Annotated in this window: 12 protein-coding genes; 8 read left to right on the plus strand and 4 right to left on the minus strand. The window is 66.2% G+C overall.

Annotated elements, in window-relative coordinates; all coding sequences use genetic code 11:
• Positions 1–42: 42 nt before the first annotated feature.
• Positions 43–2859: an aconitate hydratase gene (locus ABZW16_RS19110; protein WP_354957246.1), complete on the minus strand. Its 2817-nt coding sequence runs from the start codon at positions 2857–2859 to the stop codon at positions 43–45.
• Positions 2860–3193: 334 nt separating this feature from the next.
• On the opposite strand from ABZW16_RS19110, the gene ABZW16_RS19115 reads away from it, so the two are divergent.
• From ABZW16_RS19115 to ABZW16_RS19150, 8 genes are all read left to right on the plus strand, one after another.
• Positions 3194–3769, plus strand: a complete 576-nt coding sequence (locus ABZW16_RS19115; protein WP_354957247.1) for a DUF6676 family protein — start codon at positions 3194–3196, stop codon at positions 3767–3769.
• A 264-nt stretch (positions 3770–4033) separates the two neighbouring features.
• Complete coding sequence (locus ABZW16_RS19120) at positions 4034–5461, plus strand: NlpC/P60 family protein (protein WP_354957248.1); 1428 nt, start codon at positions 4034–4036, stop codon at positions 5459–5461.
• A gap of 138 nt (positions 5462–5599) precedes the next feature.
• Positions 5600–6802 carry a MoxR family ATPase gene (locus ABZW16_RS19125; protein WP_354957249.1) on the plus strand — a complete coding sequence of 401 codons (1203 nt, stop codon included), beginning with the start codon at positions 5600–5602 and terminating at the stop codon, positions 6800–6802.
• Positions 6803–6834: 32 nt separating this feature from the next.
• Positions 6835–7785: a DUF58 domain-containing protein gene (locus tag ABZW16_RS19130; RefSeq protein ID WP_354957298.1), complete on the plus strand. Its 951-nt coding sequence runs from the start codon at positions 6835–6837 to the stop codon at positions 7783–7785.
• Complete coding sequence (locus ABZW16_RS19135; RefSeq protein ID WP_354957250.1) at positions 7782–8786, plus strand: VWA domain-containing protein; 1005 nt, start codon at positions 7782–7784, stop codon at positions 8784–8786. Before ABZW16_RS19130 ends, ABZW16_RS19135 begins: the two co-directional genes overlap by 4 nt.
• A 97-nt stretch (positions 8787–8883) precedes the next feature.
• Positions 8884–9600: a 3-oxoacyl-ACP reductase FabG1 gene (fabG1, locus tag ABZW16_RS19140; protein WP_354957251.1), complete on the plus strand. Its 717-nt coding sequence runs from the start codon at positions 8884–8886 to the stop codon at positions 9598–9600.
• Between the two features lie 76 nt (positions 9601–9676).
• Positions 9677–10513 (plus strand): NADH-dependent enoyl-ACP reductase InhA, encoded by an 837-nt coding sequence (gene inhA, locus ABZW16_RS19145; RefSeq protein WP_354957252.1) that lies wholly within the window; start codon positions 9677–9679, stop codon positions 10511–10513.
• 21 nt (positions 10514–10534) lie between these two features.
• Positions 10535–11596: a ferrochelatase gene (locus ABZW16_RS19150; protein ID WP_354957253.1), complete on the plus strand. Its 1062-nt coding sequence runs from the start codon at positions 10535–10537 to the stop codon at positions 11594–11596.
• A 28-nt stretch (positions 11597–11624) separates the two neighbouring features.
• On the opposite strand, the gene ABZW16_RS19155 is transcribed toward ABZW16_RS19150, so the two are convergent.
• The 3 genes from ABZW16_RS19155 to ABZW16_RS19165 form a co-directional block, all read right to left on the minus strand.
• Positions 11625–14069, minus strand: coding sequence for an FHA domain-containing protein (locus ABZW16_RS19155; protein ID WP_354957254.1), 2445 nt, complete (start codon positions 14067–14069; stop codon positions 11625–11627).
• A 594-nt stretch (positions 14070–14663) separates the two neighbouring features.
• Positions 14664–15434 (minus strand): serine protease, encoded by a 771-nt coding sequence (locus ABZW16_RS19160; protein ID WP_354957255.1) that lies wholly within the window; start codon positions 15432–15434, stop codon positions 14664–14666.
• 109 nt (positions 15435–15543) lie between these two features.
• On the minus strand, positions 15544–16362 hold the full coding sequence (locus ABZW16_RS19165) for a hypothetical protein (protein WP_354957256.1): 819 nt from the start codon (positions 16360–16362) through the stop codon (positions 15544–15546).
• Positions 16363–16543: the final 181 nt, after the last annotated feature.

Below are 16543 nucleotides of genomic sequence, written 5' to 3' on the forward strand. Positions count from 1 at the left end.
CCATACACGTCGCTCTTCAGATGTTCACTACAGCACAGTCGATCAGCCGCGAATCATATTGCGCAGCACGTACTGCAGGATGCCACCGTTGCGGTAGTAGTCGGCCTCACCGGGGGTGTCGATCCGGACCACCGCGTCGAAGGTGACCACATCACCGTTCTCCTTGGTGGCGGTGACCTTCAGGGTCTTCGGAGTCACACCCTCGTTCAGCTTGGTGATGCCTTCGATATCGAAGGTCTCGGTGCCGTCCAGCTTCAGCGACGCGGCCGACTCACCGGCCGGGAACTGCAGCGGGATGGCGCCCATACCGATGAGGTTCGAGCGGTGGATGCGCTCGAAGGACTCGGTGATGACGGCCTTCACGCCGAGCAGCGAGGTGCCCTTGGCGGCCCAGTCACGCGAGGAACCCGAGCCGTACTCCTTGCCGCCCAGCACGACCAGCGGGATGCCCGCGGCCTGGTAGTTCTGCGAGGCGTCGTAGATGAACGCCTGCGGGCCACCGTCCTGGGTGAAGTCGCGGGTGTAACCGCCCGAGACATCGTCGAGCAGCTGGTTGCGCAGCCGGATGTTGGCGAAGGTGCCGCGGATCATCACCTCATGGTTACCGCGGCGCGAGCCGTAGGAGTTGTAGTCCTTGCGCTCGACGCCGTTGGCTTCCAGGTACTGCGCGGCCGGGGTGCCCGGCTTGATGTTGCCCGCGGGGGAGATGTGGTCGGTGGTGACCGAATCGCCCAGCAGCGCGAGCACACGCGCGCCCTTGATATCGGTGACCGGCTCCGGCGTCTGCGGCATGCCCTCGAAGTACGGAGGCTTGCGGACGTAGGTCGACTCCTCGGCCCACTCGAAGGTCTTGCCCTCCGGGGTCGGCAGCGAACGCCAGCGCTCGTCACCCTTGAAGACGTCCTTGTAGTCCTCGAGGAACATATCGCGGGAGATGACCCGGTCGATGGTGTCCTGGATTTCCTGCGGCGAGGGCCAGATGTCCTTCAGGAACACCTCGTTGCCGTTGGTGTCCGTGCCGAGCGCGTCGTTTTCGAAGTCGAAGTCCATGGTGCCCGCGAGCGCGTAGGCGATGACCAGCGGCGGGGAAGCCAGGTAGTTCATCTTCACGTCGGGGGAGATGCGGCCCTCGAAGTTGCGGTTGCCGGAAAGCACCGCGGTGACGCTCAGGTCGTTGTCGTTGACCGCCTTGGAGATCTCCTCCGGCAGCGGACCGGTGTTGCCGATGCAGGTGGCGCAACCGAACGCGACCAGGTTGAAGCCCAGCTTGTCCAGGTACGGCCACAGGCCGGCCTTTTCGTAGTAGCCGTTGACGACCTGCGAGCCCGGGGCCATCGAGGTCTTCACCCACGGCTTGCGGGTCAGGCCCTTCTCCACCGCGTTGCGGGCCAGCAGGGCGGCGCCCAGCATGACCGACGGGTTGGAGGTGTTGGTGCAGGAGGTGATCGAGGCGACCACGACCGCGCCGTGGTCCAGCACGAAGTCGCCGTACTCCTCGGTGGAGACCTTGATCGGCTTGGACGGGCGACCAACCGCGCCGTTCGCGGCCGAGGGCAGCACGGCGTCGTCTTCGGCGAAGGAGAGTACCGCCGGATCGCTGGCCGGGAAGGACTCCTCGATGGCCTCGTCCAGGTGGGTGTGCGGCGTCGCGGCGGCCGGACCGCTCTCCGCGTCATTGGTGTAATTGTGGATGTCCTTGCGGAAGGCGGTCTTGCTCTCCGACAACAGGATTCGGTCCTGCGGACGCTTCGGACCGGCGATGGACGGCACCACGGTGCTCAGGTCCAGCTCCAGGTACTCCGAGTACGCGGGCTCATTATCGGCGTCGTGCCAGAGGCCCTGCTCCTTGGCGTAGGCCTCGACCAGCGCGACCTGCTCATCGGAGCGGCCGGTCAGCTTCAGGTAGTCGACGGTCACCTCGTCGATCGGGAAGATCGCTGCGGTGGAACCGAATTCGGGGCTCATATTGCCCAGGGTGGCGCGGTTGGCCAACGGCACCTCGGAGACGCCCTTGCCGTAGAACTCGACGAACTTGCCGACCACACCGTGCTTGCGCAGCATATCGGTGACGGTGAGCACGACGTCGGTGGCGGTCACACCCGGCTTGATCTCACCGGTCAGCTTGAAGCCGACGACGCGCGGGATGAGCATGGAGACCGGCTGGCCCAGCATGGCCGCCTCGGCCTCGATACCGCCGACGCCCCAACCCAATACGCCGAGGCCGTTGACCATGGTGGTGTGCGAGTCGGTGCCGACACAGGTGTCCGGGTAGGCCTGGCCGTTGCGGACCATGACGACGCGGGCCAGGTGCTCGATATTGACCTGGTGCACGATGCCGGTGCTCGGCGGAACGACCTTGAAATCGTCGAAAGCCGTTTGGCCCCAACGCAGGAACTGGTAGCGCTCACCGTTGCGCTGGTATTCGATGTCGACATTGCGCTCGAAGGCGTCCGCACGGCCGAATACGTCGATGATGACGGAGTGGTCGATGACCATTTCGGCGGGGGCGAGCGGGTTGACCTTGTCCGGGTCGCCGCCGAGGGTGGCGACGGCCTCACGCATGGTGGCCAGGTCGACGATGCAGGGCACACCGGTGAAGTCCTGCATGATCACCCGCGCCGGGGTGAACTGGATCTCGGTGTTCGGCTGAGCCGACGGATCCCAGCTCGCGATGGCGCGGATGTGATCGGCGGTGATGTTGGCGCCGTCCTCGGTGCGGAGCAGATTCTCCGCGAGGACCTTCAGTGCGTAGGGGAGTTTCTCGGTGCCCGGCACGGCCGAGAGACGGAAGATCTCGTAGGAGTTGCTTCCGACCTCGAGGGTGCCCTTGGCGCCGAAAGTATCGATACTTGTCGTCACGTCAGCTCCACTCGTCTGTGAGGGTGGCCATCGGCGGGGCTGTGCCGATGGCCGGTCTTTCCGAGCGACCCGAAAGCGGTCGCTACGGTTACGTCTTTGGAGGGCTCCAGCGCTGGAAGGTACTGGCTCCTCGCGCCTTCGAGCCTAACAGTACGCTTGTCCTGTGAAACGCGCGGGTGCCGTTCGGCGCGCCGCCCGAAGGTGCTGCGACACTCCGTCGCGTACTGTGCTTGCGAGTTGGTCGGGACGACCGGTGGGCAGGCACCGGTTGATCCCGCAGTGTTGTATGCCCGTCGCCTCGCGTCCCGATGCGGCTCGACAGACCGGATGGAAGATGACCGTCTCGTACACCTCGGTTCTTACCCCCATGCGCGCCGAACTGCCGCCTGGTATCGACGACAAGACCTTGGTTCAGATCAAAGAGGATGTGGTCGACAACCACATCGCCACCCCGAAGGGTAAGGATCAGGACGCACTCGAGGCGGTTGTCGCCGACGCTCGGGCCCATGGCATCGAGCTCAGCATCGTGGTGATTCCCGGCAATCCCGGCCACGACTCCAATCTACGTGACCTGGCCACCGAGATCGGCAAGACCGAGCACGGAACCGTGGTGGTGTTCAGCGACGATTGGGTCGGCACCTATAGCGATTCGATCAGCCGGGTGAAGCTGGAACGGGCCGAGGACTTTTCCAAGAGCACGCAGGGGCAATCGGCGCAGGCGGCGCAGCTTTTCGTCGATCAGCTGGAGCGACCGGAGACGTTCTCCTGGACCGCGATCACCAGTGTGTTGCTCGTCGGTACGGCAGTCTTGGTCGGCGGACTCTATTGGATCAAGTCTCGCCGGCCTGCTGGGGAGTCTGTGCCGGTAGGGGTCTTGGGGCGCGACGACGACCTGGGCTCCACTTCATAACGGGTTTCCGTTCAGCAACTTTTCCTGACAGTCGGTGCGTTTTTCCCGACCAAATCCTCATGCCCGTCTGGCTATCTTGCGGCAATGGGTAAATTTCGCGGCTGTATTTCTGTTGCTGGAGTTACATTGGTGAAGGATGTGTCGTACGGTTCGAATGATCCTGATGGGGAAAGAGTGTTGAGAGAGCTATCTGTCAACCACTGAGCGGGATGGTTCGCAGGGGGCTCGTGAGGTTAAGCCGAATCGGGTCCTTTGGGAGGTGCGATGCGCAACGTCGGCGTAGCCGGTTCTCAGCGTCCACTGTGGGTCGCTCTGGGGTTGCTGGTCACCGCGGCGCTATTCGTCACGGCCGGACCCGTTACCGCGGTGCCGCCTGCCCCACCCAACCCGAGCGACAGCCAGATCGCCGATGCCGGAGCGCAGGTCGATGCCGGAGTGAGCGAGGTCGGCGCGCTGATCAACCAGGTTGCCGCCGCGGATCAGAAGCTGCAGGAACTAGACGCCGTGGTCGCCCAGAGACGCGAAGCGGTCAATAAGGCCCTTGTCGATCTGCAGGACGCGCGCGATGCCGCCGATGTGGCCGCCGCCGCGGTCGTGGATACCCAGCGCGAACTCGTCGATGCCGGAGCCCAGGTCGAACAGGCCCGCCGCAACTTCGACCAATTCGCGGTGCAGGCCTACAGCCGGCCCGCGGCGACCTCGGTGGTCACATATCTGTCCTCGGCGAATCCGGACCTCGCACTCGGCCGCGCTCAGATATTCACCCTGGTGTCGAAGAACCAGCAGTCGGTACTGGACTCGTTGCGCCGCGCTCAGATCGATCAGGGCAATAGGAATTCCATTGCGCGGCAAGCGAAGTCGGTCGCCGACGCGGCCGCCGCAGCAGCCGAGCAGAAGAAGGCCGACGCCGAGCATGCGGTCGCCGCGGTGCAGGCCGAACAGAATCAGCAGGCCGCACAGCGAGAGGGCCTACTGCGCGAGCGCACATCGGCACAGGGACGTTTGGAGTTCGCGCGTGCGAATGTGGCCGGGCTGCAAGGACAACGCGAGGCCTATCTGGCCTGGGACGAGCAGCGCAAGGCCGAGGAGGCCGCCGTGCGCGCGGCCGCCGCGGCCGCCGCCGCGCGGGCCGCGCAGGATCAGGCCGCGAAGGAGCGCGCAGCGCATGCGGGTGAGGGTAGGCGACCACACGTCCAGCTGGACGATTCGCCGCCACCGCGCAAGACCCGGCCGCGGGCGACCGGGCCGAACATGCCGTCCATCGGCGGCTCCGCGGCCGTCGAAACCGTTGTCGATCGCGCCATATCGCAGCTCGGTGTCGACTACGCCTGGGGCGGCGGCGATGAGGACGGGCCGACTCTCGGGATCCACGACGGCGGTGTCGCCGACAGCTACGGCGATTACGACAAGGTCGGCTTCGACTGCTCGGGTCTGATGATCTACGCCTTCGCCGGAATCGGCGTGTCATTGCCGCACTACAGCGGCTATCAGTACAACGCGGGCACTCGGGTGCCCGTCGGTCAGCGCACCCGCGGCGACATGCTGTTCTGGGGGCCGAACGGCAGCGAACACGTCGCGCTCTACCTCGGCAACGGCAAGATGGTCGAGGCGCCGCAATCCGGCGAGGTCGTGCGGGTGTCTCCGGTGCGTGAGGGCGGCATCATGCCTTACGCGGTGCGGATCGTCACCTGACCCTAGGCTGGGGCCGTACGCCGCGAACCCGACGCGCGAATCTGTTGATTTGCCGTGATCTCGGGTCCCGTTGCGGCGTATGCGGCCATCACCTGGAATAGTTGTGGCAGCACGCACAGGACCAAAGCGAAAGCGGGGATGTTGGTGACTTCGACGGACGGTGTGAGCGGGGCAAATTTGGCGAAAGCGGCCGCTGCTCCCGCATCCAGCACCCTGGAGCGTGACGTCCAGACCCTGGAGAAGGCGATATACGAGGTCAAGCGCGTAATCGTGGGTCAGGATCGGCTCGTCGAACGGCTGCTCGTCGGGGTGCTGGCGCGTGGCCACGTACTGCTCGAGGGTGTGCCGGGTATCGCCAAAACCCTTGCGGTGGAGACCTTCGCCAGGGTGGTCGGCGGTTCGTTCTCCCGCGTCCAGTTCACCCCCGACCTGGTCCCGACCGACCTCATCGGTACCCGGATCTACCGCCAGGGTCGCGAGGAATTCGATACCGAACTCGGTCCGGTCGTGGCGAACTTCGTCCTCGCCGACGAGATCAACCGCGCGCCCGCGAAGGTGCAGTCTGCGCTGCTGGAAGTGATGGCCGAGCGGCATGTGTCGATCGGCGGCAAGACCTACCCGATGCCCGATCCGTTCCTCGTCATGGCGACGCAGAACCCGATCGAGAGCGAGGGCGTGTACCCGCTGCCCGAGGCGCAGCGCGACCGCTTCCTGTTCAAGGTCGTCGTCGACTACCCGTCGGTGGAGGAAGAGCGCGAGATCATCTACCGGATGGGTGTCACCCCGCCGGAGGCCAAGCCGATCCTGGAACCCGTCGAGCTGATCCGGCTGCAGCAGGTGGCCGCGAATACCTTCGTGCACCACGCGCTGGTCGACTACGTGGTCCGGGTGATCGCGGCGACCCGCAAGCCCGCCGACTTCGGCATGCAGGATGTGGCGAGCTGGATCGCCTACGGCGCGTCGCCGCGCGCCAGCCTCGGCATCATCGCCGCCGCCCGCGCCGTTGCGCTGATCCGCGGCCGCGACTATGTGGTGCCGCAGGATGTCGTCGAGGTGATTCCGGATGTACTGCGCCACCGTCTAGTGCTGTCCTATGACGCACTCGCCGACGAGATCAGCCCGGACGATGTGATCAAGCGGGTGCTGCAGACGGTCGGCCTGCCGCAGGTCGCGCCGCAGGCGGTCGCGCCGGGCGCCGCGGCCGCACCGGCTCCGGCCGCTCCGCCCGCGATGGGGCCGCACGGCTCGGCGATTCCGCAGCCGCCCGCACCTCAGGATGCGGTGCCGCAGCCGCCGGTGGCGCAGATGTCCCCGGTCGCCAGCAATAACCAGCCGAAGTGACCTCAGCATCGGATCCGGTTCCACCAGTGCCGATGTCATCCCACGCACCGCCGTCCTTCCGATCGGGTGAATTGTCCGATCCGAAACTGACGGCGGCGCTGAAAACGCTGGAATTGACCGTGCGCCGCAGGCTCGACGGTGTGCTGCACGGCGATCATCTCGGACTTATCCCGGGCCCCGGCTCGGAACCGGGCGAGGCCAGGACCTACCAGCCGGGCGACGATGTGCGGCAGATGGATTGGTCGGTCACCGCCCGCACCACTCATCCGCATGTCCGGCAGATGATCGCGGACCGGGAACTGGAGACCTGGATGGTGGTCGACCTGTCGGCCAGCCTCGACTTCGGCACCGCGCTGTGCCAGAAGCGCGATCTGGCGATCGCGGCCGCCGCGGCGATCACCCACCTGACCAGTGGCGGTGGCAATCGGATCGGCGCGGTCGTCGCGACCGGTGAGCAGTTGACGCGCATTCCCGCACGCAGCGGCCGGGTGCACGCGCAGTCGATGCTGCGCGAGATCGCGACGACGCCGCATGCCCGCGACGGTGTGCGCGGCGATCTGCGCGAGGCGATCGAATCGCTGCGCCGCCCGCAGCGCAAGCGCGGACTCGCGGTGATCATCAGCGACTTCCTCGGTGACATCAACTGGCAGCGCTCACTGCGCGCCATCTCCGCGCGCCACGATCTGCTCGCGGTAGAGGTGCTCGATCCGCGCGATCTGTCGCTGCCCGATGTGGGTGATGTGGTGTTGCACGATCCGGAGACCGGGCGAACCCGGGAATTCAGCGTGACTCCTGCGCTGCGCGCCGATTTCGCGGCCGCCGCCCAGCGCCATCGCGTTCGGGTCGAACAGGCGCTGCGCAGTTGCGGCGCACCGGTGCTCACCCTGCAGACCGATCGGGACTGGATCTCGGATGTGGTCCGGTTCGTGTCCACCCGGCGCCACGCGTTCGGCGCCCCGAGCGGACGGGCGCCGCGCCAGTGAGTATTTCGCATTTCACCGCGCTGATCTGGTTGGGCTTCCTCGCCGTCGTCGTGCTGATCGCGCTGGGCTATATCCTCGTACAGCGCAGTCGCCACCGGCACATGCTGCAGTTCAGCAATATGGAACTGCTGGAGAAGGTCGCCCCGTCGCGGCCGAGTCCGATCCGGCATGTGCCGATTGCGTTGATGCTGATCGGTCTGGTCTTCCTCACCATCGCGGCCGCGGGGCCGACCGCGGTCAAGAAGGTGCCGCGCAATCGCGCGACAGTCGTTCTGGTAATGGACGTTTCGCTGTCCATGGAGGCCACCGATGTGCCGCCGTCGCGGCTGAAGGTGGCGCAGAAGGCGGGTAAGGAATTCGTCGACGGACTGCCGCCCGGTATCAATCTCGGCTTCGTCACCTTCGCGGGCACCGCCTCGGTCATGGTGCCGCCGACGACGAATCGCGAGGCCGTCAAGGCGGCTATCGACAACATCAAACTCGCCGAGCGCACCGCAACCGGTGAGGGCATTCTCACCGCGTTGCAGTCGATCGACACCATTGCCACGGTGCTCGGCGGTGCGGAAACGCCGCCGCCTGCACGCATCGTGCTGATGTCGGACGGTAAGCAGACCGTGCCCGACGATAAGGATGTCGACAATCCACGGCACGGTTTCACCGCGGCCCGCCTGGCGAAGAACAAAGGCGTTCCGGTGTCGACGATTTCGTTCGGCACCTCATGGGGCACGGTGGAGATCCCGGACCAGGACGGTAAGGGCGCTCAGCGCGTCAAGGTGCCTGTCGACGACGATGCGCTGCGCGAGATCGCCAAACTCTCCGGCGGTGACTTCTATACCGCGTCCAGCCTGACCGAGTTGACCGCTGTCTATGACACCCTCGAAGAGCAGATCGGCTTCGAGATGACCAGGGGCGATGCCAGTCGACCATGGCTTTTGCTGGGCATGTTGGTCGTCGCTGCCGGTGTGGTTACCGGCTTGCTCTATCGTCAACGCCTGCCGTAGTCGTCAATGTCCGCCGTCGCGACGCGCCCGGCGCCGCATAGCGCACTGCATGTGGCCGGGGCGTGGCGCACGAACCCGAACAGATAGGTTGGTCTTCATGTCGAACATCACATCCCGGTCGGTCCTGGTGACCGGCGGTAATCGGGGCATCGGCCTCGCGGTCGCGCAGCGTCTGCTGGCCGATGGGCACAAGGTGGCCGTCACGCATCGCGGGTCGGGGGTTCCGGACGGTCTGTTCGGTGTGAAATGCGATGTGACGGACAGTGACTCGGTCGATGCCGCCTTCACCGAGGTGGAGCAGCATCAGGGGCCGGTCGAGGTGTTGGTCGCCAATGCGGGCATCACCGACGACACCCTGCTGATGCGGATGACCGAGGAGCAGTTCACCAAGGTCATCGATGCGAACCTGACCGGCGCGTTCCGCTGCGCCAAGCGCGCGAACCGGGCCATGCTGCGGGCGCGTTGGGGTCGGATGATCTTCCTCGGCTCCGTGGTCGGCCTTGCCGGTCAAGCCGGACAGATCAACTACGCCGCATCCAAGGCCGGTGTTATCGGTCTGGCTCGCTCGGTCACCCGTGAACTCGGTTCGCGTTCGATCACCGCCAATGTCGTCGCTCCCGGCTTCATCGAGACCGATATGACCGCCGAGCTGCCCGACGATCTGCGCGAGATGGCGAAGAAATTCATTCCGTTGCAGCGTCTCGGCGAGCCCGAAGATGTCGCGGCCGTGGTCAGCTTCCTCGCCTCCGAGGATTCGCGCTATGTATCCGGCGCGGTGATCCCGGTCGACGGCGGCATGGGCATGGGCCACTGAGCCGACCCGAAAACGGTGCGCCGCCTCGGCGGTCGCGCAACCCCACGAACTTCGACCACAGGAGAACCGAAAACCCATGGGCGGATTGCTCGAAGGCAAGACCGTACTGATCACCGGCATCATCACCGATTCCTCGATCGCGTTCCACGCGGCCGCGGTCGCGCAGGAGCAGGGCGCGAAGGTGCTGATCACCGGTATTCCGGAGCGGCTGCGGCTGATCGATCGGATCGCCAAGCGGCTGCCGCAAGAGGTTGGTCCGGCCATCCCGCTCGATGTCACCAGCGAGGATGATCTCGGCGCGCTGGCCGATAAGGTGCGTGAGCTCGCGCCCGAGGGCGTCGATGGCGTGCTGCACTCGATCGCCTTTGCGCCGCGCACGCTGATGGGTCCGGAGGCGCGTCCGTTCCTGGACGGTCCCGGCCCGGATGCGGCCAAGGCGTTCGAGATCTCGGCTTGGAGCTACGCCTCGCTGGCGCGCGCCGTGCTGCCGGTCATGAACGAGGGCGGTTCGATTGTCGGCATGGACTTCGATCCGCGCACCGCGATGCCGTTCTACAACTGGATGGGTGTGGCCAAGGCCGCGCTGGAGTCGGTGAACCGCTATGTGGCGCGCGAGGTCGGTACCGCCAAGCGGATTCGCTCGAATCTGATCGCCGCCGGACCGATCAAGACCCTCGCGGCCAAGGCCATCGCGGGCACCGCGACCGATGATGCGGCCAAGCTGAACCAGCTCAACACCTACTGGGATGGTGCCTCGCCGATCGGCTGGGATGTCGACGACCCGACCGTGGTCGCGAAGTCGATCGTCACGCTGCTCTCGGACTGGCTGCCCGCTACCACCGGTTCGATCATCTACGTCGACGGCGGAGCCAGCCACAACACCTGGTTCCCGGAGAACATGTCGATCAACTGACGTATTTCGAAGGGAGACACCGTGGTTCGGGCCGCCGACGCCCTGCTGCTGCTGTCGTTCGGTGGCCCTGAGCGTCCCGAGGACGTCATGCCGTTCCTGGAGAACGTCACCCGGGGGCGGGGCGTGCCGCGCGAACGCTTGGCAGAGGTCGCGCAGCATTACCTGCACTTCGGGGGTGTCTCACCGATCAATGCGCTCAACCGCGACATCATTGCCGCGGTGCAGCGCGAATTGGCCGGTGCCGGAATCGAATTGCCGGTCTATTTCGGCAACCGCAACTGGAACCCGATGGTCGAGGAGACCGTCGCGCGGATGGCCGCCGACGGTGTGCGGTCGGCATTGGTCTTCCCGACCTCGGCGTGGGGCGGGTACTCCGGCTGTCTGCAGTACGACGAGGACATCAGCAGGGCGCGGGCGGCCTTCGGGCCGGATGCGCCGGAACTGGTGAAGTTGCGGCAGTACTTCGACCATCCGCTGTTGATCGAGGCATTCGCCGCCGCCATTCGTGCCGCGGTGGATGCTCTGCCCGTGCAGCGCCGGGACGGCGCTCGACTGGTGTTCACCGCGCACTCGATTCCGGTATCGGCCGATATTTCCGCGGGGCCGCCTGCCGATGGTGGCCGCCTGTACAGCCGCCAGGTTGCCGAGGCCGCCCGATTGTGCGCCGCCGCAACGGGATTCACCGATTATGACCTGGTGTGGCAGTCCCGCTCCGGTCCACCGCAGATCCCGTGGCTCGATCCGGATATCGTCGATCATCTCGAGGAGCTGTCCGGCAAGGGGGTGGATGCGGTCGTGGTCTGCCCGGTCGGGTTCGTCTCAGATCACCTCGAGGTCATCTGGGATCTGGACAACGAAGCCAGGGAAAAGGCCGAGGAGCTGGGCATGGCGTTCGCCAGGGCCGCCACCCCCGGCACCGATCCCCGCTTCGCCCGGTTGGTCGTCGAATTGATCAACGAGCACCTGGCCGGTAGTTCGCCGCGCCGCCTCGGCGACATCCCGGGCTATGGCTGCACCGTAAACGGTGCACCCTGTGCGGTCGGCTGCTGCACCCCGCCCCGTCGTCCCGCCACGGCAACCTAGCCAGCTTCTGCGGCGGACGTCCTGGGCGTCAGATCGCGCGGCGGGCACCGCGCCGCCGTGGACGCAGCTGGTACAGGCGGTACCAGGCCAGCGCCAGGAAGATGGCCCCCAGCCCGGCGACGACTCCCATGTCGAGCAGCCACGTGCCGATGGTGTGTTTCCACAGCGGGTCGGCCGCGCCCTCATGCGGTGAGAGGGTGTCGAGGTCGACGGTGGCGGCTCCGGCGCCGAACCCCCAACGGGCCGGTGATATGTACGCCAGTTGCTCTAGGACGGGTGTGCCGGGGAGTCGCACCAGCCCGCCGGTGAGTACCAGTTGTGCCATCGACAGCACGATCAGCAGCGGCAGTGTCTTCTCCGAGGTGTTCACCGATACCGACACCAGCAAGCCCAATGCCAGCGATGCGATGCCGAGCAGCGCCATCGCCAGGATCAACTCCAGCTCGACCGACGTGAAGAGCCCCTTGGGGGGCATATCCACGCCGATGGTGCCGATCAGCACCAATACCGTCGACTGGAGGGCGGTGATCACGCCCAGGACCAGCAGTTTCGACATCAGGTAGACCCCTGGTGACAGGCCTGCCGCGCGTTCTCTGCGATAGATCGTCTGTTCCTTGACGATCTCGCGAATCGAGTTTCCGGTGCCGACGAAGCATGCGCCGAATGCCAGAATCATGAGCTTGGTCGCGGCATCGATATTGGATCCCGGCGCCCCGGCGAATCCCTGGCCCGACGGCACTGCAGCGATCAAGCCACCGAGCAGTAGGGGCATCACGCCGAGGAGAGCCAAATAGCTTCGGTCCGAGGCGATCACCGCCAGATATCGGCGGCACAGGGTGCTGAGCTGGGCGAGTTTGGACTGCTGCGCGGGCGGCGGCGCCGGTGGGTGCACTTCCGCTGGGCCGATATCGTCGGTCAGCCCGACCGCCACGTAGTTCTCGAAGCGTGGCGACGTCCGGAACTCACCGGCCCAGTCGCGCTCGTGCTCGCGATCGAAGGCCTGGAACACATCAGCCCAGCTGCGCTGTGCGAACTCCAGCAGCCCCTCCGTCGGCGGTCCGTAATAGGCCAGTCGACCGCCGGGCACCAAGACCAGTAGACGGTCGCAGGAATCGAGATTCGCCACGCTGTGCGTGACGACGATGACGGTCCGCCCGTCGTGCGCCAGTTCGGCCAGCATTTCCATGACCGTTTTGTCCAGGCCCGGATCGAGGCCGGAGGTCGGTTCGTCGAGAAACAGCAGGGACGGTTTGGTCAGCAACTCCAGTGCGACGCTCACACGTTTGCGCTGCCCGCCCGAGAGCCGATCAATGCGGGTATCGGCGTGCCGCGCCAAGCCGAGTTCGTCGAGGACCTCATCGACCCGCTGCTCGCGCTCCTCGCTGCGGGTGTCACCGGGGAAGCGCAGTTCGGCCGCGTAGAGCAGCGCACGCCGCGTCGGAAGCTGGTTGTGCAGGATGTCCTCCTGCGGGACCAGCCCGATCCGGTGCCGGAGTTCGTCGTAATCGGTGTACAGGTCGCGTCCGTCGTAGCGGACCGTCCCCTCCGTCGCGGGCCGCAATCCGGTGATCGCGCCGAGCAGCGTCGACTTGCCCGCTCCGCTGGGGCCGATTACCCCCACCAGCGAGCGCTGCGGGATGGGGAAGCTCACCCCGTCGAGGATCACCTTGCCCTCAGGCGTGCGCACGATGAGGTTCTGCACCGAGACCGATACGTCACCGGTGTCGACGAACTCGCGCAGCTCGTCGCCGACGAGCCGGAAGGTGGTGTGCCCCATGCCGATCAAGTCGGATTCGGCGAGGTCCGCAGCATCGACCCGAGAGCCGTTGACGTAGGTGCCATTGTGGCTGTCGAGGTCGATGATCCGGTACCGGCCGTCGTCGGTCCTGTGCAGTTCGGCGTGATGGCGGGAGAGCAGGAGGTCGGGCACGACTACGTCGTTGTCGGCGGCACGTCCGATCCGAAGCTTGTCGGATGTGATCCGGACGACCTCGCTGGGGGGCCGCAGCATCCGCGACGATCGCGAAGATCGCCGGGGCAGGCTCGACGGGAACTGCGTGACCGTCGCTTCCTCGGCGAGGCTACGGCCGGGGACGATCAGCGTTTCGCCACCGGTATCGCGATCGGACTCGCCGCCCGGCGGCGCCTCCGGCGAGCAGGCCAGCTGTTCCCCATCCACGGAGTGCCCGAGCCGGAATGTCTCGTCGTGGTCGATCACCATCCGATTGACCCGGCGCCCGTCGAAAAAGGTGCCGTTGCGGCTGCCGACATCCTCGATTTCCCAGCCTTCGGCACCCAGCTCCAGAACTGCGTGGATCGAAGATACGCGCGGATCGTTCACCACAACGTCGGCGGCCGGATCGCGACCGACGTTGTAGACGTCACCAGCGCGTAGCCGATAGACGCGTTCCCTCGTCTGCACCACGAGTACTGGCGCCACGAGGGAGTCCGTGGAAGACGGTTCACCCGCCATGACGTGAGTATACGACTGGGCCGCCATGTCGCCGCAATGATTCGGCCACCCCGCGATCCCGATTGCCGGGCACTTGCCAGCGCAGGCGCCCGATTGGCGTCCGTGTCGGCGACGCACCCGGCGCCGGTCCGGCCGACGGCGCGATGGTCCTTCAGTGCGCCAGCATTGCTCGGACCGATGATCGCCACTCGGCACGAAGCAAACGTTCCTTTCACCCTGAGACGGGTGATCGTGTGTGCACGCGGCAGGTTCTGGTAACGAGGTCGACCCACACGTGTGGATCGGTCGCCCATAGGTTGTGGGCGACTCCGGGTAGTTCTTCGAATCTGCCATCCGGGATCAAGGCTGCGAGTTGCCGCAGGGGCCACGGCGGGCGGATGTCGTGCTGCGCGGCGGGTACCACGCCCGCATTCCGCGAGGTGCCAGCCCGTCATCCTCGAGGTAGTGGACACAGCCCGGTCCGCCGGATAGGACCACGACATCGGGACCCTGTCCCGTGACACCGACGTGCAGTAAGGTCCCGTCATCGGCTGACACCATCGTCGATCGAATTTCATCCCCCGTCGTCGCCGCGAAACCGACGTTCCGTGCTGGTCAGAAGCTCACAGTAGTGACGTAGGCGTAGACGCCGGGGAACCCTGGGCGGGCGCTGCCCTTGCCCCAGGAAGTGAGGCCGAGCAGGCGGCCCGAGGCGAGAAGTGGTTCGCCGCTGTCGTATTCGGCGGTATCGGCGGCGGTGGATCCGGCGCAGAACATATCGGCGGGGTCGAAGGCGGAGCCGTAGGCGGCGGCGCACGTGGCGTTGGAGACGATGGGGACGGTGGCTGATCGCAGGTGCGTATTCGAGGTGTCGGTCTCGCTGGTTGCGCCCCAACCCACGATGGTGCCGGTGTCGCCGTATGCGCGCGGATCATGCTGTGGCGCAGCGATTTCCAGAAATGGCCCCGGTCTCGGCTCGTCGAGGACGAGGATCGCGAGATCACTGTGGTGCACGGTCTCGCCGTCGAAATCGCTCTCCCGGAAATCCGGGTGAATGCGAATCTCCTTGACCCCCACAATGACTCCGTCGTGCGAGCGCAGGTCGGTGCGCCCGAAGGTGACGGTGATCGCCTGCGGCAGCAGCCGGGCCAACTCGACGCAGTGCGCGGCTGTCACCACCCGATCCGGCGCAATGAGCGCACCGCCGCAGAACTGTCCGGACGGCCGGGGGAAGAACAACGGGGAGCCGACGGCGGCGAGCCACGGGTAGGCGCTCGCCTCGGTGGTATCGCCGCCCACGATCGCCGTGGCGGGAACGGCTGGCACGCCGAGACCGATGAGGACTGCGGTGGTCAGAGCCGCGGCAATGCGACGTATGCGGAACATGCCGCCTCCCGGATGATTCAGTCGATCTGTCGGCCTATTCAACCAGAGGATGCCGGTGATCTCGCGGCTTCGGGGACCGGTGGCTGTCTCGAGCCCCGAATGCTGGCGCTTATGAATTGCCTCGGGCCGCGGCGTGTACCGCCACCAACCGCGCCGCGCGGATCGCATCCCACAGTGGGCGTAGCAGGTCTTCCTGGGCGCCGATGGCGGTGGCGGAGGTGGGGGAGGAGGCCGGTTCGCGTTGGGCGACAGTGAGGATGGCGGCGACGTGGTCGGCGCTGTCGAGGATTCGCCTGGCGCGCAACGGGATCGAATCCGGATAGTCGTGGCGGGAGTAGTCCGCGAGTTCGGCCTCGATGAGTTCGCGGGGGTCGGTGTCCGCGGCCGCGCCGACGGCGGTGGTGTGCAGTCGCATCAGGGCGTCGGCGGCATCGCGCACCGCCTCGCGCATGGTGTACTCCGCCTCGCCGAGCGACATATCCGATCCGGGCGTGGCGGGGATCGGCGTGCTGTAGACGGTCCACTGCAGGGTGTCGTCATCGGCCCACTGCGGGATCAGTCCGGTGCCGTCACTGCCGGGCACGCCGAAGAGCATGCCCTCGCCCGCCTCGATGGCATCGGCGGCGAAGGCCGTTCCGGTCGGCAGACCGCGCACATCGCCGGGCACCGGCAGCACCAGTCGCAGTTGCGCACCGGGCTGGGCCATCGCCTCGCGAATCACCTTGAGCAGCGCCATGACTCCGGTGCCGGACAGATTGCCGCGAGAGGACCAGGGCAGGTCGTCGCGACCGCCGGTGACCGGGTCGCCCGCGGCGATCGTGTGCCGCTGCGCCCAGGCGTACAACGCCTCCAGAATGTCATCGGGCGCGCTGCGACCGGCCAGCCATGAGCCAGCCCACACCGTCAGCGTGGCACTAGGAGAGCACATAATTATCGAGCATAAAGGAGGGTTGCGACTCGGGGGGAGCATGCCGGATACCCCGGTGAGCTGCGCGCATCTATCAGTCTACTGGTACCGCGAGTACCTGCAATACCGGACCGGCCGCCGCCGCTTCACAGTTAGGCCGACCGGGATCGAATTCCGCGTAGTGGGACCTGGTTTCAGCGAT

Origin of the sequence: Nocardia sp. NPDC004604, assembly GCF_040609795.1 — a bacterium.
GTDB lineage: Bacteria > Actinomycetota > Actinomycetes > Mycobacteriales > Mycobacteriaceae > Nocardia.